The sequence below is a fragment of the Nitrospiraceae bacterium genome, assembly GCA_035623075.1.
In the GTDB taxonomy this organism is placed as follows: domain Bacteria; phylum Nitrospirota; class Nitrospiria; order Nitrospirales; family Nitrospiraceae; genus DASPUC01.
Genome location: DASPUC010000023.1, coordinates 17690 through 35308 on the forward strand (window position 1 = coordinate 17690; position 17619 = coordinate 35308).

Consider the following 17619-nt stretch of genomic DNA (forward strand, 5'->3'; position numbering starts at 1 on the left):
GACGCCCGTCAACCGAACAAGACAGTTCGTATGACACTATACATGATGATGACTTCAACCGCATGGGCGATGATAGTGAGGTAGAGATTGCGTGTTCTCACCCACAGGAGACCCCAGATCACACCGTCCCATAGTGCGATCCAATGGAGGTGACGGAATGTGTGTACCATAAAGGGATCGAAGGCAAACACGAAGGCGCTGACTCCGATCGCTCCACCGGATAGCCACGACCTCGCGCGGGTTCCGAATATGGTACGACCCAGGGCGAGTAGACGTCCTAGCAGAAAGCCGCGGAAATTCAACTCAACACATACGGCAATCGCAGAAATAAACCACGGGATCATGATAAGTAATGGAATCTGAGCGTGTGGCGTGTCTTTCAGGAACGTAATGTCCTCGCCGAGTCGCGGCACGGTCTCCAAGATGATGAACGTATTGAAGCCCCCCAACAGGAGTCCGGTGATCAGACCAACGCGCAGGCCTGCGCCCAGCCCGTCTGGCTGTAGGCCTAATCGAGGTATGAGTGTCGTATTGTGCTGTGCCCACAGAGCCAGCGCGAGATAGCTCAGAATCTGAGGAATAAACTGGATGAGGGTCTGTGCCTGTAGGGATTCAGGCAGGATGTAGAAGTTGAGCGTAGCCGCGATGGGGAGCAGGGCCAGGCCTGCCCCCCGTTCTTCAGTCTGAGTCGGCCTCTGCGAGGCGTTCGGCTCAGGTTCCGCCATTGCGGTAGTTACTGGATCTGAAGGTTATAGCGATCGAGCGTGCTGGCCTTGTGTCGCGCGAGATTCGAGAGCGACTTGTTGTAATCCACGGTAGCGCGCAATTCATTCCCTTGGGCCGTGGCCAGATCGCGCTGAAAATCCAGGACGAAGCGTGTCGTGCTGAGTCCGACCTTCAGGCGCTCTTGCTCAGCCTGCAATTGCTTTTCCGCCATGATCCGCGCCGACCTGGTCGTTTCGATCCGTTTGAAATCGGTTTGAACCCGTCGTACGGCCTCGCGCACGCCGATGATGATCTGCTGCCGAACACTGACGACCGTCGCTTCCGCGTTCTTCATCTCGATCTGCCGTTTGTTGAATGTACTCCAAGCCGAGCGATTTCCCAACGGATAACTGAGGACGAGCCCGGCGCCGTAGTTGTAGAAGTCGCCGCTGAAGTTATTGTTCACGGAATTGGGGTAATTGCTCCCCAGTCCAGCCATGCCCACCGTCCCTTGGAACGACAACGTCGGCAGCAACTGGTTTTTGGCGAATTTGGCGTTAAGATTGCTTGTCTCCATGTTTTTCTTGGCCTGAACGATTTCCGGGCGTCGTTCGATGGCGATGTCGATGGCTTCTGGAAGGCTGATGGGTTCCAACGTGACGACCGGTGGGTCGAGCAGAGTTAGTCGTAGATCCTCACGGAGTTCTTCTTCAGCCGGGTTGAGTAACCGGCGCAACTGATCTTCCTGGTCGCGAATCGCTTTTTCCGCCACGATGACCTGTTCCACACGAGACGCCACGGCAGCCTCTGCTTGCAGGACGTCGACGATCGACATGACTCCGGCTTTGGCTTTTGCACGGTTACTCGCCAGCAGTTCTTGCGCGGCTTTCAAGGCGGCTTCGGCAACCTTGAGGTTTTCATTGGCGAAGACGACTTCCCAATACGTTTGCTCGACCGTCGCCACGACGGTGAGCACACGGTCGCGAAACACGTGCTCTTCCACCGTTGCGTTGTTCTGGGCAATGTTGATGAAAGTTTTGGTGAGCTCGATGCCAGCGTTTCGCAGTAACGGTTGTGTCAGTGTCAGGACCAGTCCTCCGGTATAGGCTGGGTTGAATAAGAACCCGGTCGCCACACTCTGATTGACATTGGTTCGAGCTGGACTGTAATTCAGGTCAATATTGCCGCCCGTGAGCAGATTCGTCGTCGCATCGACCGTGACGGAATCGACTCGCTGATCAAATGTTTGGATCTCTGTGAGATTACCCGTCGTTCCTCCGAAGACCGGTCGGTTCAGCGGACTCACGGTTCTCGTATATTGGCCGTTGACACTGAGCGTCGGATCGAACTTGGCCTGCTCGACCGTGATATCAAATAAGCGGCTTTCCTTCGTCTGCCGGCTAATGCTGATATCAAGGTTATTTCGAAGGGCTCGCAGGGCCGCATCGGCAAGCGACATGGCTTCGCGACGTTCCGGAGCAGCCGGCTTTGTGTCCTCCGCAGCCTGGCTCAGGCCGGAAAATGCAGTGAGGACAAGACTGAGGAGAAAGCCCAACCACCATGGTCTTGTTGTGTTCCATCGATTCATAAAGCCCCCTTTGGTCGACAACATGCCTGGGAACATACTATAATGATATTTGGTTAGGCTGTCATGAACATAGTGTGAAGCTGCCGGTATGCGTGTGAAACACCTTTTTCCATTGCTGAGTGGGGTAGCGCTGTTCGTTGTTGGGGCGATGCTCCCATTGGATCACGCGTGGGGACAAACGGTATCGGGAGTCCGCTCGTTCGACGGCGGAGTTGGACCACTGTTCAATCTAGTGGGGCCCGGAAATCTCTACTTGGACAATCAGGGCACACAGGGGTATCTCTACACGCCAGGAGTTAATTTCGAATCCTATAATTTTCGCAACCCAACAAGCGGCCAGGCCTGGTCTGGGGCCTTGATGACTCTTGGGCCGCAACTGTCGGTCGGACTGATCCAAGGGGCGAATCAATCAGGCACAGGTATTGTGTTGCCGCGGCCGCCACTTCAAACTCCACCACTCCTTCCGATCCAATCGACCATTCTCGAAGACATTCCATAATAAGCACGAAGGCGAGGGGCTAGAGGCTAGGGGGCAAGGAAGAGTTTCCCTTTGCCTTGCGCCTCTTGTCCCATGCCTCAGTCATGGTGCATTCGCGAGTTGCCAGGTGAGTGCGAGAACGTAACGGGCCGCAGAAACAAGAATCTCTTGATTGAGTGTCTCGACCGTGTCCGTCGGTTGATGAAAATGGGGGTGTACTCCCCCGCTCACGACGGTGACCGTGGGAACCCCTGCTTCTTTAAACGGCACATGGTCACCACCAGGGAAAAACCCGAACACATCCACGTTATCGGCGAGACCGGCGGACTGTCCTGCCTCCTGGACGACGTGCTTGTCTAACCCGGTTACGCCAAGAGTCAATCGTCCGTTTCCGATTCCCGCATGATCGATGTTGATCATCCCTTTGGTCTGGCCGAGTGGAATCACCGGTTTCGAAACGTAGAGCCGTGATCCAAGCAGGCCTTGCTCCTCGCCGCTAAATGACAGAAAGAGCAGCGTGCGTTTGGGTTTGATTGGTAGCCTGGCAAGAGTCCGGGCGACCTCCAATATGACGGCGGTTCCCGAGGCGTTGTCATCAGCGCCGGAGAAAAGTAAACCGGCTTGTTTCCCGAAATGATCTCGATGCGCCCCGATCACAATAGCCTCATCCGCCAATTTCGGATCGGTTCCGGGCAGCATCGCCACCACGTTGATCAAGAATCCCTGCTCCTGACGTACTTCCCAATCAAGCACCCCGAAGTAGTCCGTGCGAAAAGACCGAGGTGTGGGGGAACCATTCAGCTGCTCCTGGATTGTGCGCAGTTGTCTCGATTTGGAAGGATCGGTTCCCGTGAGGATGTATTCCGCTTGCGAGGTGCTGATCCAGGCGCCGGGCAGCCTGTCACCTTCTGCAGAGAGACTGTAGAAGGCGGTCGGCCGTCCTGTCACGCCGCGACGCATCTCATAGGCACTCAGGACCGGTCCTGTCGCGGTCAGGTATGCAATGGCACCTTTCTGGCGGGCGATCCGAATCTTGTCTGCATGGGTAATCGTTCCCTTGTAATGATCAGGCTTGCCCCTTAGAAACAGGACGATGCAATTGTTTACCTCGACTCCGTCGTACTCATTCATGCCGGCGGCTGAATCGACAATGCCGTACCCGACGAAGACGATCGGTGCACGAACGTGAGAGGACGGAGAATCGAGCACCGGCAGAAAGTCCGTTCCGAGTTCCTGGCTCAGCGGTACCCGTGCCGTCGAGATTTGCAGAACCGGCGCGGGGGCAATGATGACGGCCTTGTGGGGAGCCGACATGAAGCCGGTCGCCAGTGACCCAAGGCCTTCTCCAGAACCACCTAAAGTATTGAATCGATCCGATGGAACAGCAACAAGGTTCAGCTGAGATGCTCGGAGTCGATCTGCGACCCATTGTGCCGATCGCAGATCATCGTCGGTTCCGGTTTGCCGGCCGTTGAACGCTATCCCACTTAGGGTCGCCACATCGGCCATCATGCGTTCGCCTGATACCTGATCAATCGTTGAACTCAGCGCGCCACGTTCGTCGAGTGGGTGGACAGAGAAAGGGAAGACGACGAACGCGATAGTGATGATCAGAACGAAGGCCAAGTGCAGTACGAGGAATCCTGCTCTGACAAGCATTTTGCTCAATCCATGTCGTCGCCGGGTGTACATAGGAGCCTATATAGCATAGATTGAACGGTGATGGAGACCGGTTGCAGAGCCGCTTCCGGCCAGGGTAGTATCCTGCCTCATGAATGCAAGACGGCCGGTCTCAGCCGTCCCACCGCCGACCTAGGGAGGGGAGAGAATCGTGGGTGCCAGCGATCAGAGCAAGGGCCTATACGATCATCTGTATCGGCGGTTCTTCGAAAATCGTGATAGCCATCAGGGATATGAATTCCAGCATGCGCCGAGCGGGAGCGCACCAACGCCGGTTCTGTCGTTCGGTCGAAAACTCCGGTGGTGGACGTGGGATCGATGGCAACGCCGGAAGAAAATTCTGGCGGAACGAGATCGCCTTCAGCGGGAAATTCTTGAGATCAAGAAACGCTCTTCATCTTCCTAACATGTTGCGCACGTTCTCGGTAAAAAAAGCCTCCTGGTGCAAGAGGAAGACAGGGTTCTCCGTTGCAGGGGTGGCTTTTGTTCTGGCTGTCATGGTCGGTGAATGGGCGGCGCTCCACTCTACCGTTCAGGCATTGCAGGCCGAGAGCCAAACCGACAAAGAGGCCAACTTCAAGCGACAGGCGTTAGGAGGGTTGTTTAACCAATGGGCGTTCGATACGCAGAAGCCGGATGAACCTCCGAGCGGTTTTTCGCCCGTGGATTTCGGAGAAGGACCGGCTGCGATATGGCACGTTGCCGCTGATGCCGAAGCTCCGACCAAACCCAACGTGGTCAGGGGATCCTCCTCTTGCCAGGAGAGTACGTGCTATCGACTGCTGGTGGCGGATAAGTTCGAATATGAGTATCCCGACATTACCGTCAGGCTTCAACTCCCTGGTCAGGGGGCTGTCGGGATAGGAGGAGTTGTTCTTGGTGTCAAAGATGCGAAGAACTTTTACGCCGTGTCGGTCGATCTGGTCGGACAAACGCTCGAAATCTTTCGTGTGATCGATGGGAAGGAATCGGTCTTAGGCCGGGCTCCGATTAAACCGAAGGCGGTGGCGTGGCATACCATTCGGGTCCAGCGTAATACGATCATCAGCAAAGACTTTATGGAGACGTTTTTTGACGGGCAGTTAGTAGCCTCGGTGGAAGACCAGGCCCTTGGCCTTGGTCGAATCGGACTGCTCATTCAAGGGAAGACAACGTTATCTTTCGACAGCTTGCACGCAGTCCCGCTCTATTCTCACCGCCCCTTGTCTCCTCCTGCTGCATACTAGAGCTCTCATATGCTCGGTGGGAACTGTGTGATCGTGCTTGCTTTTGGACTAGTTGTAAGGTAGAGTGGAGTTGTGTATCACTGCGAAAGGCCTGGTAGTGGTGCAATAGAAATAGTGACAAGGCCTGAACTGATGTTGTTTTGGTCGTGCCCGGGAATCTGATCGGAAGCCAGAGCTAAGCCGCCACCGTGTTTGCGTCTTCGGCCCATTCCTTCCTCACTTCGTTCTCGAGTCCAAGACAACACCAATATCTCAAAGGAGGAACCCAATGGGTTCGAAGATTTATGTTGGGGGTTTGCCGTATTCCACAACCGAGCAGCAACTGAGCGATCTGTTTGCTGCACACGGGACAGTGGCGTCAGCCCGGATCATCACTGACAAGTTTACCGGCCAGTCCCGTGGCTTTGGATTCGTGGAGATGTCCGCGGATAACGAAGCGCAGGCGGCAATCACGGCGCTGAACGGCACCCAGTTGGGTGGCCGCACGTTGACGGTCAACGAAGCACGTCCCCAGGAGCCACGTTCCGGCGGCGGAGGCCGCGGCGGATTCGGCGGCGGGCGGCGATAAACCGCAACAAGAAGAAAACCATTGGGGCCACCGTCATGGTGGCCCCGCTATTTCCTTCCTAGAATTGCCCATCGTTTCGATGCCTCACTCGGCTGTCTGATTCGCGGCCGAACCGTGCAGTCCGAGGAAGTTCACAACACAAGGAGTGTTATGTCGACATTTGCTAAAATGAGTCTACCCCTGTTCCTCGCCCAGCGTCTGCAGCATGCTGGGATGATCAATCCCACGCCTGTCCAAAAGGCTGCGATTCCGCTGGGGCTTGAAGGCCGCGATGTTCTCGCCCAGGCCAAAACGGGGAGCGGGAAAACGTTAGCCTTCTTACTGCCGCTGATCGAGCGGGCGCTGCGCTGCGAGTTACTGTCGTTCGGGTCCGGGCAGTTTCCGAACACGGGAAGCAGTCCCGCCGGTGGACCAAAGTTTTTGGTTTTAGCTCCAACCAGGGAGCTCGCGCTGCAGATTGAAACCGAGTTGCGCAAGTATGCGCCAGCCGCCCTCACGTCCCTCGCCGTTTATGGGGGCACACCGATCGAGCGCCATTACCGTGCGCTGAAACGCCCGCCGATGGTCGTCGTGGGTACTCCCGGCCGTTTATTGGATCTGGTCGGATCCGGCCACCTGCGTCTTGGCGCCGTCACGTTTCTGGTGATGGACGAGGCGGATCAAATGTTGGATCGCGGGTTCTTGCCGGACATCAAGCGAATCCTGAATCTGCTCCCACGGGAGCGCCAGACGTTGCTGTTTTCGGCGACGTTCGCGTCAGAAATCCAGACCCTCGCGCAGAGCATGCAGCGCGATCCGGTTCGCGTCTCCGTCGACCCCGGTCTGAACAGCCCGACGTCGATCGTGCATGCCTACTATGTCGTGCCGGCCGAGCAGTCAAGGATGCAACTGGTTCATACATTGCTCCAGACGGTGAAGCCGGGAGAGCGATCGATGGTGTTTTGCGACCAGAAGTACAAAGTACGCCGCTTGGCGGCGCGACTGGGCGGTGAACCGGCCTCGGTCGGTTCGTTGACCGGCAATCATAGCCAGGCACAACGGGAACGTACGCTCGGTTCGTTTCGAACAGGTCGGCTCCGTTCACTCGTCGCCACCGATGTGGCAGCGAGGGGGTTGGACATACCCGATGTGTCACAGGTCATTCACTATGAATTGCCTGCCAACCCGAATTCGTATGTACACCGCAGCGGTCGGACCGGACGGGCGGAACGGCAGGGATCGACCTTTTTGATTCTGTCTCAAGCGGAAGAGCGAGAGTATTTGCACATGGTGCGTCAGTTGCGCATCAAGACAACGAAATTGCCTCTTCCCACACTCGCGACCTTACCACCGGCTGCCGCGCCGACGAACGAAGACAAGCTGGCACGCCACCCTCGGCCTCAGCACAGACCAGATCGCGGGCCGAGAGGATTTCAGGAGAAAAACGGCCGGCTATCAAGCTCGAGGTCCCGATGGTAAGATGACGGCGGGAATATCGCCGCCATGCCGTCGTTTCGCCTAGAAGCCCCGTTTGCACCTTGTGGAGACCAAGGGCCAGCAATTGACCAGCTGGCTGCAGGGGTTCGGGCGGGGACGAAACATCAAGTGCTCTTGGGAGTTACAGGCTCCGGCAAAACCTTCACGATGGCCAACCTGATCGAGCGTGCGCAAAAGCCCACGCTCGTGCTGGTGCATAACAAGACGCTCGCCGGGCAGCTGTACCAGGAATTCAAACAGTTCTTCCCCCACAACGCAGTCGAATACTTCATCAGCTATTACGATTACTACCAACCGGAAGCCTACATTCCGCAATCGGACACGTACATCGCCAAAGACGCGTCGATTAACGATGCGATTGATCAGATGCGCCATGCGGCGACGACCTCGCTCCTGCAGCGCAACGACGTGGTGATCGTCTCATCGGTCTCTTGTATCTATGGGCTCGGCTCGCCCGAGGTGTATCACGGTATGGTGGTCTACCTTGAAGAGGGAATGGAGATCAGACGAGAAAAGATTCTGGCGAAGCTGGTCGAGATCCAGTACGCGCGCAACGACATCGATTTCCATCGCGGAACTTTTCGTGCGCGCGGCGATGTCATCGAGATTTTCCCGGCTTCGAACGAAGCCGTGTCGGTACGGATCGAACTCTTCGGGGATGTCGTCGATGCGATTCATGAAATCGATCCGCTGACCGGAAAGTCGCTGAAGAAACTTCCCAAAGTCACGGTCTATCCAAACACGCACTACCTCATCGCCCCCGATCGGTATGAACGGGCCATCACGGGCATCGAAGAGGAGCTCGACGAGCGGGTCGCCTATTTCAAGACACACAATCAACTGGTGGAAGCACAGCGTATTGCGCAGCGGACGAAGTTTGATTTGGAGATGATCCGCGCGATGGGCTACTGCCACGGCATCGAAAACTATTCCCGCCACCTCAGCGGGCGGGCACCGGGCGAGCCGCCTCCTACGCTGATCGATTATTTCCCCAAGGACTTTCTGTTGATTGTTGATGAATCGCACGCGACAATTCCACAAGTGGGCGGCATGTACGAAGGTGACTATTCACGGAAAAAGACGCTCGTGGAATACGGATTCCGGCTCCCGTCGGCGGTGGATAACCGGCCATTGAAGTTTGCGGAGTTTGAACGTTGTCTGAATCAGGTGGTGTATGTCTCAGCGACGCCGGGTCCCTACGAATTGGAGCATGCGCGTGGGCATGTGGTCGAACAAATCATTCGACCGACCGGGCTTATGGATCCCGTGATCGACGTGCGGCCGGCAAAAGGGCAGGTCGATCACCTCCTCAGTGAAGTACGAGCGGAGGTCGCAGTGGGAGGGCGGGTGCTCGTCACCACACTCACGAAGCGGATGGCCGAGGACTTGACCGAGTATTATCATGACCTTGGCGTCAAGGTGCGGTACCTCCATTCCGACATTAAGACATTGGAACGGGCTGAGATTGTGCGGGACTTGCGCCGCGGGGTCTTCGACGTCCTGGTCGGCATCAATTTGTTGCGGGAAGGGCTGGATCTGCCGGAGGTGAGCCTTGTTGCCATTCTCGATGCGGACAAAGAAGGCTATCTTCGCTCGCATCGCTCCTTGATTCAGACCTCCGGTCGAGCGGCGAGACATGTGCGGGGTCGCGTCATCTTCTACGGCGATGTGATTACCGACTCGATGCAATTGGCCATTGACGAGACGGCGCGGCGTCGCCGGATCCAAGCCGAGTACAACCTGGTCCACGGGATCGTGCCCGAAAGTGTCAGAAAGGACATTCCGCCACTCGAATACGCCACGGCGGAGTTGGATTACGTCCAACTGGATCTGGCAGCCGAATCATCACCGGGCTATGAGAAGGATGAGGCAGTCGAGGAGACGATTCATCGCTTGGAGTTGGAGATGAAAGCGGCGGCAAAAGAGTTGGAGTTTGAGCGAGCGGCAGTGCTGCGCAATCGGATCCGAGACCTCAGACTCAGAGAACTGACGTTGAAAGAGGAGGTGAGTGATTAGACGTTCTTGTACAGGTAGATCCCCAGGAACATGCCCAACAGGCTGAGCAGATTGATCTTCAAGCTGAAGCCGATCGTGAATTTGGCCAGGATGAGATCGATGGTCAGCGGTGGGCTGATGCCGGGCGTAAAGTTCGTCGCAAAAATCGCTTGAATGGTGCCTTGCGGCGCCATGACCCGCAGGATTTCTCCCAAGATCCCACCCAGTAAGCCGCCGATCAGCACAAAAATGAGAAGGAGAAGAGGGGATTTTCTCACGGTTCCGGTCTCATGCAGTCGATGATTGTCTCGATGCGGTACTCATCAGGACCATAGCGAAAGGTCTCTAGTCTGTCAACAAGTTGCACGGTCTTTCTGTGCCGGATCGTCCCTTGACTTCTCCCCATCCGTCAATTAGACTGACCGATACTCTTTTGCTAGATTTTTCGAGGCGATCGGAGATCTGGGCGTAAGGCTTCGATGGCCTTTTTCTTTGTGAACCCATGCTGGACAGTTTAAGCGAGAAATTCGAGAAAATTCTGAAGAAGCTCCGCGGTTCCGGGGTGCTAACGGCACAGGACATCGCGGAAGCTTTGAAAGAGGTACGCCTCGCTCTGCTGGAAGCTGACGTCAATTTCAAAATCGTCAAGGAGTTCCTCGAGCGAGTTCGTGTCAAAGCAGTTGGTCACGAGGTCCTGCAGAGTCTGACTCCCGGTCACCAGGTGGTCAAGATAGTCTGGGACGAGCTGCGGGAGATGATGGGCCAGGAACGGGCCGGCCTCGCGCTCGTTTCCAACCCGCCCACCGTCGTGATGATGGTGGGACTCCAGGGGGCTGGCAAAACGACGACCTGCGGGAAGCTCGCCAGGTTGTTCAAAGGACAGGGGAGACGCGTGCTCATGGTTGCAGCGGACCCTCGGCGGCCGGCAGCCGGTGAGCAGTTGGCGAGTCTCGGGCGCGATCTCCAGATTGATGTCCACCGGGCTGAGCAGGCCCACGCATCTCAAGCGGACGTAGTCCGTATCTGCCAGGCTGGAGTGGAGCGAGCAGGGGATCAAGGATACGACCTCGTGCTGTTGGATACCGGTGGTCGACTCCACATCGACGACGAATTGATGAACGAATTGGTCGCGGTCAAGAGCGCGGTCCGCCCCCACGAAGTATTGCTCGTAGCCGACGCCATGACGGGACAGGATGCCGTGACCATGGCGACCCAGTTCGATCAACGAGTCGGACTCACCGGAATTGTTCTGACCAAGGTTGAAGGCGATGCCCGTGGCGGTGCGGTACTGTCCATCCGGGCGGTGACCGGCAAGCCGATCAAGTTTATCGGAGTCGGTGAAAAGCTCGACGCGCTCGAGCCGTTTCATCCTGATCGGATGGCCTCGCGCATTCTCGGGATGGGCGACGTGCTTTCGCTGATCGAAAAGGCCCAAGAGACCTTTACCCGCGAACAGGCCGAAGAAGCCCAGAAGCGGCTGACCAGTAATACCTTTACGCTGGCCGATTTCCGGGATCAGTTGGGGCAAGTCAATCGCCTCGGCTCCTTGGACCAGATTCTGGGGATGTTGCCGGGCGGCCAGAAGCTCAAGGGAGCGATGGAAGGGCAGCTGCCGGAACGGGAAATGAAGCGGGTGGCTGCGATGATCGATTCGATGACCCCGCGTGAACGGCGTGATCATACCATCATCAACGGCAGCAGAAAGAAACGGATCGCTCGGGGAAGCGGCACCAGCGTGCCCGAAGTCAATCGATTGATTAAGCAGTTTCTCGGAGCGAGAAAGATGGCGAAGGCGATGACAGGGGCTGGGAGCCGGAGGCAACTCGCGCAACTCCTGCGGTCGATGTGAATCATCATGGCATGCAGCTGCCAGCGATCAGCTTTCAGCCCCGTGCAGAATCCAATTTGACGTGTCAAGGAGCAGACAGCTGAAGGCTGAACGCTCATTAATCAAGGAGGACGATAGTGGCAGTTCATCTGAGACTCACGAGAACAGGACGACACAAGCGGCCGCTCTATCGGGTCGTGGCGGCTGATTCGCGCAAGCCTCGGGACGGGCGGTTCCTTGAAATCCTGGGAACCTTTGATCCGCTGAAGGAGCCGGCGGTGCCGGAACTCAAACAGGATCGAGTCCTCACCTGGTTGCGGCAGGGCGCACAACCGACCGTGACGGTGCGGACGCTGCTGCGCCGGTCCGGCCTGTGGAAACAGTTTGAGGGTGAGAAGGCGGCCAAGAAAAAGGGCGCGTGAAACCGTGGAAGCGATGTCGGCGGACCGAGTCACGATCGGGAGGATCGAGCGACCGTTCGGTGTAAAGGGAGAGGTCAAGGTTCGTTCGTTGAGCGACGTCCCCGGCCGTTTCGATCATCTGGAGAAGGTCAGCGTCGTGGTGTCAGACGGGAGAGCGATCGAGGCGACGGTCACGCACGTGCGGTCGGCTGGTCCCGGTTTCATCATGGGCCTCGAAGGCGTTACGTCCCCTGAGGAAGCAGGGGCATTCCGCGGAGGGCTCATCCAGGTGCCGCGTATGACACATTCCGGGTCGCCAGAACACACCTGCTATGAATGCGATCTTATCGGGATGACGGTGGAGAGTGACATGGGAGACGAAGTCGGGACGATCGAGGCGATCTGGGACGTGCCGGGGAATCATGTACTGGTTGTTCGAAAAGGGTCGCAGGAAGTGTTGATTCCCGCCGCCAAAGACCTGATCACGAAGGTTGACGTGGCAGGGCGCCGGATGACGGTCCGCGCCATCGACGGATTAATCGAGTATCACGATGCGGTGTGACGTTCTCACATTATTCCCGGACATGATCGCCCCGGTGCTCGACCAGAGCATGCTCAAGCGCGCGCAAGAGAAGGGGCTCCTCGAGGTGCGCATCAGGAATCTGCGTGACTACACGCTGGATCGCCACAAAGTTGCTGACGATGTGCCCTACGGCGGAGGGGCCGGGATGGTGATGAAGGCCGAGCCGATCCTGCGTGCCGTGGAGACGATCACGGCCGAGTACCAGCATGCCGGGGAGCACACACGATTGCTCTTCCCGTCTCCGCAAGGCCGGCCCTTTACCCAGGACTATGCGAAGGAACTCGCCGCCGAGAGCCAGAGGCTCATCATCCTGTGCGGACATTATGAAGGGGTCGATGAACGGGTGCGGCTTGCGCTCCAGCCGGAGGAGATGTCGGTAGGAGATTATGTCCTGACCGGCGGAGAATTGCCGGCACTCATCCTCATCGACGCGGCCGCTCGATTGGTTCCCGGTGTACTGGGCGATCCGGAGTCCATCGTCGAGGAATCGTTTTCAGATTCGACGTTGGAGTACCCGCACTATACGAGACCGGCGGAGGTGCGGGGGATGACCGTCCCGGAAGTTTTGCTCTCCGGCCACCATGAGGCGATTCGACTGTGGCGGCGGAAAGAAGCCCTGCGGAACACGTACCGCAGGCGCCCGGACCTCTTGAGGGATCGGGTATTGAATGCAGAAGATCGACGATTACTGGATGAACTTATTCGCGAGGGCGTAGGATCTGCGCCTGTTCGTTGTGGGGAGGGAGGATCACACCATGAATCGGCTTGAACGAATCCAACGCTCGTTGACGAAGAAATCGCTGCCTCGTTTTGAGATTGGCGACACGGTCCGTGTCCACGTGAAAGTCATCGAGGGAGAAAAGGAGCGGATCCAGGTGTATGAGGGCGTAGTGATCGCCCGCAAAGGGACGCTGAACACCGAGATGTTCACCGTGCGCAAAGTGTCCTATGGTGTGGGAGTCGAGCGGATTTTCCCCGTGCACTCACCGATCGTGACGCGCATTGAGGTCGTACGCCAAGGGAAAGTCCGCCGCGCGAAGTTGTATTACCTGCGCGGGAAGAAGGGCAAGTTTGCCAAGGTCGAAGATCGCGAGTTCGTGGGAGAGTCGAAACGCCAGCCCGGAGCCGCTCAGACTGAGCGAGTCTCCGAAGAAACGGCTGAGCCTGCAGGCGCTGCAAAATCATAGTCACAGGCGCTCCGAATCGTTCGCGAGCCTGATCGCGAGTGCCCGCTGGTAGTATGACACCCCAGGGCGATCTCGTGGAACCCACCGACGATTTTGAAGTAGAAGCTCGGAGATGCGGCTATCGGCGTGTCGCCGGTCTTGACGAAGCCGGTCGAGGTCCCCTCGCCGGTCCTGTCGTGGCAGCCGCGGTGATTCTCCCCGCACGCTGCCGTCTTACGGGAATCAACGATTCCAAACAGCTCTCAGAGTCCGAGCGGGAAGGGCTCTACGACGTGATCGTCCGACGGGCGATCGGAGTCGGAATCGGAATTGCCACCGAGCGGGAAATCGACAGCCTGAACATTCTCGAGGCCACACGAACGGCGATGCGTCGGGCGATCGATGCGCTCGCCGTGGCGCCGGATTGTCTGTTGACCGACGCCATGGACCTCCCGGGCCTCGGCATTCCCCTGCGCGCCATCATCAAGGGCGACGCCTTGTCACGCTCGATCGCCGCGGCGTCGATCGTGGCGAAAGTGACGAGGGACCGATTGATGGCGGACTATCATCGGACCTACCCCCAATACAATTTTCTTTCCCATAAGGGATACGGAACGGAAGAACATTTGCAACGATTGGCCGAGTACGGCCCCTGTTCGCTTCATCGGCGGACGTTCGCACCGGTTGCGGCTGTGCTGACAGGACGTGATTCCTGAGGCAGACCTCCGCTGCCTGAAGCCTACATTCCTACGGACGATTGAGCGGCAATGCTTGACCCCCGGCGACTCTTTGGGCAAGAAGGAGAATCAGTAGCGGAACGGTACTTGCGTCGGAAAGGCTATCGGGTCCTTGAACGCAATGCACGTTCCTCGGTGGGGGAACTGGATTTGGTCGTGGAGGATGGCGCGGTGCTGGTGTTTGTCGAAGTCAAATCGCGCCACAGCGATGCCTACGGTGGCGCCGTCCATGCTGTGCATCAACGCAAGCAGGACAAACTGATCCGATTGGCCGCCCAATATCTGGCCCGCCATCACATCACCAATCGGCTGTGCCGGTTCGATGTCGTATTGGTGCAGGGGACGGAAGCGAGCGAGGCTCAGATTCACCATATTCAAAATGCCTTCGAAGTGTCGGGAGACGATCTCCGGTGGTGACACCCAGATGATTCAACTGATTCACGTCTTCAAGTACTATAATCGGAGAGCGGCGCTCACGGATGTCACGCTCGACATCGAAAAGGGCGAATTCGTATTGCTGATGGGACCGAGCGGGTCCGGGAAATCGACGCTCCTCCGGATGCTGATCGGGGCCGAACAGCCGGACGACGGACATGTGTTCGTGCAGGGCAAGAACGTCACGAAACTCAAGTCTTCGGAAATCCCCTATCTGCGCCGAAAGATCGGGACGGTCTTTCAAGACTTCCGCCTCTTGCCGAAAAAGTCCGTCTTTGACAACGTGGCGCTGCCGCTGGTCGTGCAGGGAGCCTCGGCGGTCGACATCCGCCGCAAGGTGACCGAGGCGTTGCGAGCGGTCGGTGTAGACCACAAGCGAGACCAGTTGCCCGTCGGTTTGTCGACAGGAGAGCAACAGCGCGTCTGCGTTGCCCGGGCGATTGTAAACGGTCCGGTGGTGTTGCTGGCCGATGAGCCGACCGGGAATTTGGATCCCGGACTTACCAGCGAGATCATGGAACTCTTCAAACTCATCAACGCCCGTGGCACGACGGTCGTTGTGGCCACTCACGATCCGCTCGTCATGGCGCAAGTTAATCGACGGGTGGTCAAGCTGGAGCAGGGGATGTTGCTGCCGGAACAGCGGGTGCTGGCATGAGAACCATCTTCTACCTGTTACGGGAGGCGTGGGCCAACCTCCGGACCAACCGGACCACGACGATGGTGGCCATCCTGACCACGGCCTTTACACTGGCCTGTGTCGGCATTTTTCTGTTGCTCTTTGTGAATCTGCGCGCCGCGGCCGGCTGGCTCCAGGAGGACGTCAAGATTATGGTCTATCTGGATGATCGGGTCTCGCGCGAATCGGCGGCGACGATCGAACAACAGTTGCGAAGCGATCGTGCGCTCGCGTCATTAGTGTTTATCTCCAAAGAACAGGCGCTCGGTGAATTCAAAGCACAGTTTCCGTCAGAATCCCATCTCCTCGAGGGGTTGGGGCAGAATCCGTTGCCGGCCTCGTTTGTCGTCACCTTATCCCCGCAATATCGCGCGCCGGATGCCGTCAAGCGCTGGGCGGAACGTGTCCGGACTATCACAGGGGTTGCGAAGGTCGATTATAATCAGGATTGGATCAATGCCTTGGCGACCGTGATACGGTCCATTGAGTTGATTGCCATCGGAGTGGGAGTCGTGTTGTCGGCCGCGGCGGTGACGATTATCGGAAATACGATACGGCTCACGCTCTATGCGCGGCGTGACGAATTGGCCATTCTTCGGCTCATCGGAGCGACCAGGACCTTTATTCACATCCCCTATCTGCTGGAAGGAGCGGCGCTGGGTGCCTTAGGCAGTACGGTGTCGCTGATCATGTTGAAGGTCGTCTACGAAGTGTTTCGACAACAAGTGCGTGCGATGGGCCGCCTGGCCGGTTTGGAGCAGATGGTGACATTTTTCTCTCCTGAGATCTGCCTAGCATTGATCATCGTCGGGATGGGGCTCGGCTGCGCCGGCAGCTTCGTCTCGCTGCGGCGTTTCGTGGAGGCGAAGGTATGACGAGGTCGAGGCAGCTGTTGCTCGCCGCCGTGATCGCGGGAAGTCTCTCTCCCATGGTATCGATCGGAGCCGGAACCGACACGCTGAGCGACAAGATCGAAAAGGAACGCAAGACGCTCGATCAACTCAAGGATCAGATTGAAGAAAAGCGCAAGCAAGCGGATGAGGCAGGCAAAAAGCGCGATTCGGTGTTACAGGGGCTTCAATCATTGGACGAACGACTCGTCCAATATCGACAGGCGCATCAGGATATCAGCCGGAAGGTCCGGAAGAAGGATCAGGAAATCGACACGCTCACGCGGCAGATGTCGTCTCTCCGGGAGCACATCGACGAACGTCGGGATGCGATCTTAGCCCGCCTGCGCATCCAATATATGGAAGGGCGGCTGGGCCATTGGAAAACGCTGCTGGCCTCGGATTCGTACGGTGACTTCCAGCGGCGGCTTTTGTATCTTTCTGCCGTCTCGGAACGGGACTATGCACTGATGGAAACCTTCCGCGCCGATGTCGAGCTGATGCAACGAGCGGAGCGCCAACGGGAGGACGCCCGTACCAACATGCTGGTCTATAAGCAGAGCACCGAAAAACACCTGAACGATATCAAAGCGCTCAAAAAGGAAAAGAGGGTGTATCTGACCAGCATCACCCATGAAAAGGAATCGTACGAGCGAGCCCTGCAGGAGCTTGAGCGATCCGCCTCGCGGGTCGACAGCCTCCTGCGCGAACTGGAAAACCGCCGTCGCGCTGCGATGGTCAAGCCCCCCGCCGGGAGCCTGCCGCGCGGATTGAAAGGCCTACTACCCTGGCCGGCGGAAGGGAGCGTCATCACGTATTTCGGCCGGCAGAAACATCCGACCTTCAATACCTACGTGCAGCGGAAGGGCATTGAAATCCGGACGTCCGAAGGGAGCAGCATCCATGCGGTCATGCCGGGCACCGTGGTCTATGCCGACTGGTTGAAAGGATACGGACTCGTTATAATTATCGATCATGCCAACGGGTTCTTTTCACTCTACGCCCATGCGTCCAAGATTCTCACCTCGGTAGGAGCGCAGGTGACGGCCGGTCAGGCGATCGGCGAAACCGGAGATACGGGCATGACGGGCGAAAATACTTTATACTTCGAGCTGCGAGAGGGGGCGGACCCCGTCGACCCCCTCCAATGGTTGGCGAAACGATAACGAACGCGAAAGGATGTG

20 protein-coding genes are annotated in these 17619 nt (G+C 57.5%); 16 read left to right on the forward strand and 4 right to left on the reverse strand.

The window, feature by feature from the left end:
* Window positions 1-8 precede the first annotated feature (8 nt).
* Together VEI50_06200 and VEI50_06205 are read right to left on the reverse strand one after the other, a co-directional pair.
* Entirely contained in the window at window positions 9-725 is a 717-nt protein-coding gene (locus VEI50_06200; protein HXX74700.1) for a CPBP family glutamic-type intramembrane protease, read from the reverse strand.
* 8 nt (window positions 726-733) lie between these two features.
* Window positions 734-2293, reverse strand: coding sequence for a TolC family protein (locus VEI50_06205; GenBank protein HXX74701.1), 1560 nt, complete (start codon window positions 2291-2293; stop codon window positions 734-736).
* Window positions 2294-2381: 88 nt separating this feature from the next.
* Between VEI50_06205 and VEI50_06210 the strand changes: the two genes are divergently transcribed.
* Window positions 2382-2792 carry a hypothetical protein gene (locus tag VEI50_06210; GenBank protein HXX74702.1) on the forward strand — a complete coding sequence of 137 codons (411 nt, stop codon included), beginning with the start codon at window positions 2382-2384 and terminating at the stop codon, window positions 2790-2792.
* A gap of 81 nt (window positions 2793-2873) precedes the next feature.
* Here VEI50_06210 and VEI50_06215 read toward each other — a convergent pair whose 3' ends face one another.
* Window positions 2874-4430 (reverse strand): M28 family peptidase, encoded by a 1557-nt coding sequence (locus tag VEI50_06215; GenBank protein ID HXX74703.1) that lies wholly within the window; start codon window positions 4428-4430, stop codon window positions 2874-2876.
* Between the two features lie 172 nt (window positions 4431-4602).
* Here VEI50_06215 and VEI50_06220 point away from each other — a divergent pair, with 172 nt between their 5' ends.
* From VEI50_06220 to uvrB, 5 genes are all read left to right on the forward strand, one after another.
* Window positions 4603-4857: a hypothetical protein gene (locus VEI50_06220; GenBank protein ID HXX74704.1), complete on the forward strand. Its 255-nt coding sequence runs from the start codon at window positions 4603-4605 to the stop codon at window positions 4855-4857.
* A gap of 1 nt (window position 4858) precedes the next feature.
* Complete coding sequence (locus VEI50_06225) at window positions 4859-5677, forward strand: hypothetical protein (protein ID HXX74705.1); 819 nt, start codon at window positions 4859-4861, stop codon at window positions 5675-5677.
* Window positions 5678-5945: 268 nt separating this feature from the next.
* Window positions 5946-6245 (forward strand): RNA-binding protein, encoded by a 300-nt coding sequence (locus VEI50_06230; protein ID HXX74706.1) that lies wholly within the window; start codon window positions 5946-5948, stop codon window positions 6243-6245.
* 150 nt (window positions 6246-6395) lie between these two features.
* Window positions 6396-7703 (forward strand): DEAD/DEAH box helicase, encoded by a 1308-nt coding sequence (locus tag VEI50_06235; GenBank protein HXX74707.1) that lies wholly within the window; start codon window positions 6396-6398, stop codon window positions 7701-7703.
* A gap of 24 nt (window positions 7704-7727) precedes the next feature.
* Window positions 7728-9737, forward strand: coding sequence for an excinuclease ABC subunit UvrB (gene uvrB, locus VEI50_06240; GenBank protein ID HXX74708.1), 2010 nt, complete (start codon window positions 7728-7730; stop codon window positions 9735-9737).
* Here the strand turns inward: uvrB and VEI50_06245 are convergent.
* Window positions 9734-9994, reverse strand: coding sequence for a DUF4321 domain-containing protein (locus tag VEI50_06245; GenBank protein ID HXX74709.1), 261 nt, complete (start codon window positions 9992-9994; stop codon window positions 9734-9736). The two genes, uvrB and VEI50_06245, sit on opposite strands and share 4 nt — an antisense overlap.
* A 224-nt stretch (window positions 9995-10218) precedes the next feature.
* On the opposite strand from VEI50_06245, the gene ffh reads away from it, so the two are divergent.
* The 10 genes from ffh to VEI50_06295 all read left to right on the forward strand — a co-directional run bounded on the left by ffh (window position 10219) and on the right by VEI50_06295 (window position 17601).
* Window positions 10219-11565: a signal recognition particle protein gene (gene ffh, locus VEI50_06250; protein ID HXX74710.1), complete on the forward strand. Its 1347-nt coding sequence runs from the start codon at window positions 10219-10221 to the stop codon at window positions 11563-11565.
* 116 nt (window positions 11566-11681) lie between these two features.
* The gene (gene rpsP / locus VEI50_06255) at window positions 11682-11966 is read left to right on the forward strand and encodes a 30S ribosomal protein S16 (protein HXX74711.1); all 285 of its coding nucleotides are present in this window, start codon (window positions 11682-11684) and stop codon (window positions 11964-11966) included.
* A gap of 13 nt (window positions 11967-11979) precedes the next feature.
* A complete protein-coding gene (rimM, locus tag VEI50_06260) occupies window positions 11980-12507 on the forward strand; it encodes a ribosome maturation factor RimM (protein ID HXX74712.1) in 528 nt (175 codons plus the stop codon).
* On the forward strand, window positions 12497-13297 hold the full coding sequence (trmD, locus tag VEI50_06265; protein HXX74713.1) for a tRNA (guanosine(37)-N1)-methyltransferase TrmD: 801 nt from the start codon (window positions 12497-12499) through the stop codon (window positions 13295-13297). The genes rimM and trmD overlap by 11 nt, the downstream gene beginning before the upstream one ends.
* Entirely contained in the window at window positions 13284-13715 is a 432-nt protein-coding gene (gene rplS / locus VEI50_06270; GenBank protein HXX74714.1) for a 50S ribosomal protein L19, read from the forward strand. Before trmD ends, rplS begins: the two co-directional genes overlap by 14 nt.
* Before the next feature lie 53 nt (window positions 13716-13768).
* Window positions 13769-14410, forward strand: a complete 642-nt coding sequence (locus VEI50_06275; protein HXX74715.1) for a ribonuclease HII — start codon at window positions 13769-13771, stop codon at window positions 14408-14410.
* Between the two features lie 51 nt (window positions 14411-14461).
* Window positions 14462-14848 (forward strand): YraN family protein, encoded by a 387-nt coding sequence (locus tag VEI50_06280; protein HXX74716.1) that lies wholly within the window; start codon window positions 14462-14464, stop codon window positions 14846-14848.
* A gap of 7 nt (window positions 14849-14855) precedes the next feature.
* A complete protein-coding gene (ftsE, locus tag VEI50_06285; GenBank protein HXX74717.1) occupies window positions 14856-15524 on the forward strand; it encodes a cell division ATP-binding protein FtsE in 669 nt (222 codons plus the stop codon).
* The gene (gene ftsX, locus VEI50_06290) at window positions 15521-16420 is read left to right on the forward strand and encodes a permease-like cell division protein FtsX (protein HXX74718.1); all 900 of its coding nucleotides are present in this window, start codon (window positions 15521-15523) and stop codon (window positions 16418-16420) included. The genes ftsE and ftsX overlap by 4 nt, the downstream gene beginning before the upstream one ends.
* Window positions 16417-17601 carry a peptidoglycan DD-metalloendopeptidase family protein gene (locus tag VEI50_06295; protein ID HXX74719.1) on the forward strand — a complete coding sequence of 395 codons (1185 nt, stop codon included), beginning with the start codon at window positions 16417-16419 and terminating at the stop codon, window positions 17599-17601. Before ftsX ends, VEI50_06295 begins: the two co-directional genes overlap by 4 nt.
* The last annotated feature ends 18 nt before the right edge of the window (window positions 17602-17619 follow it).

Excerpts from the sequence above, each read along its gene's own strand:
- VEI50_06200 (HXX74700.1), bottom strand. The coding sequence starts at position 725 with ATGGCGGAACCTGAGCCGAACGCCTCGCAGAGGCCGACTCAGACTGAA.
- VEI50_06205 (HXX74701.1), bottom strand. The coding sequence starts at position 2,293 with ATGAATCGATGGAACACAACAAGACCATGGTGGTTGGGCTTTCTCCTC.
- VEI50_06210 (HXX74702.1), top strand. The coding sequence starts at position 2,382 with ATGCGTGTGAAACACCTTTTTCCATTGCTGAGTGGGGTAGCGCTGTTC.
- VEI50_06215 (HXX74703.1), bottom strand. The coding sequence starts at position 4,430 with ATGCTTGTCAGAGCAGGATTCCTCGTACTGCACTTGGCCTTCGTTCTG.
- VEI50_06225 (HXX74705.1), top strand. The coding sequence starts at position 4,859 with ATGTTGCGCACGTTCTCGGTAAAAAAAGCCTCCTGGTGCAAGAGGAAG.
- VEI50_06230 (HXX74706.1), top strand. The coding sequence starts at position 5,946 with ATGGGTTCGAAGATTTATGTTGGGGGTTTGCCGTATTCCACAACCGAG.
- VEI50_06235 (HXX74707.1), top strand. The coding sequence starts at position 6,396 with ATGTCGACATTTGCTAAAATGAGTCTACCCCTGTTCCTCGCCCAGCGT.
- uvrB (HXX74708.1), top strand. The coding sequence starts at position 7,728 with ATGCCGTCGTTTCGCCTAGAAGCCCCGTTTGCACCTTGTGGAGACCAA.
- ffh (HXX74710.1), top strand. The coding sequence starts at position 10,219 with ATGCTGGACAGTTTAAGCGAGAAATTCGAGAAAATTCTGAAGAAGCTC.
- rimM (HXX74712.1), top strand. The coding sequence starts at position 11,980 with ATGTCGGCGGACCGAGTCACGATCGGGAGGATCGAGCGACCGTTCGGT.
- trmD (HXX74713.1), top strand. The coding sequence starts at position 12,497 with ATGCGGTGTGACGTTCTCACATTATTCCCGGACATGATCGCCCCGGTG.
- rplS (HXX74714.1), top strand. The coding sequence starts at position 13,284 with ATGAATCGGCTTGAACGAATCCAACGCTCGTTGACGAAGAAATCGCTG.
- VEI50_06275 (HXX74715.1), top strand. The coding sequence starts at position 13,769 with ATGACACCCCAGGGCGATCTCGTGGAACCCACCGACGATTTTGAAGTA.
- VEI50_06280 (HXX74716.1), top strand. The coding sequence starts at position 14,462 with ATGCTTGACCCCCGGCGACTCTTTGGGCAAGAAGGAGAATCAGTAGCG.
- ftsE (HXX74717.1), top strand. The coding sequence starts at position 14,856 with ATGATTCAACTGATTCACGTCTTCAAGTACTATAATCGGAGAGCGGCG.
- ftsX (HXX74718.1), top strand. The coding sequence starts at position 15,521 with ATGAGAACCATCTTCTACCTGTTACGGGAGGCGTGGGCCAACCTCCGG.
- VEI50_06295 (HXX74719.1), top strand. The coding sequence starts at position 16,417 with ATGACGAGGTCGAGGCAGCTGTTGCTCGCCGCCGTGATCGCGGGAAGT.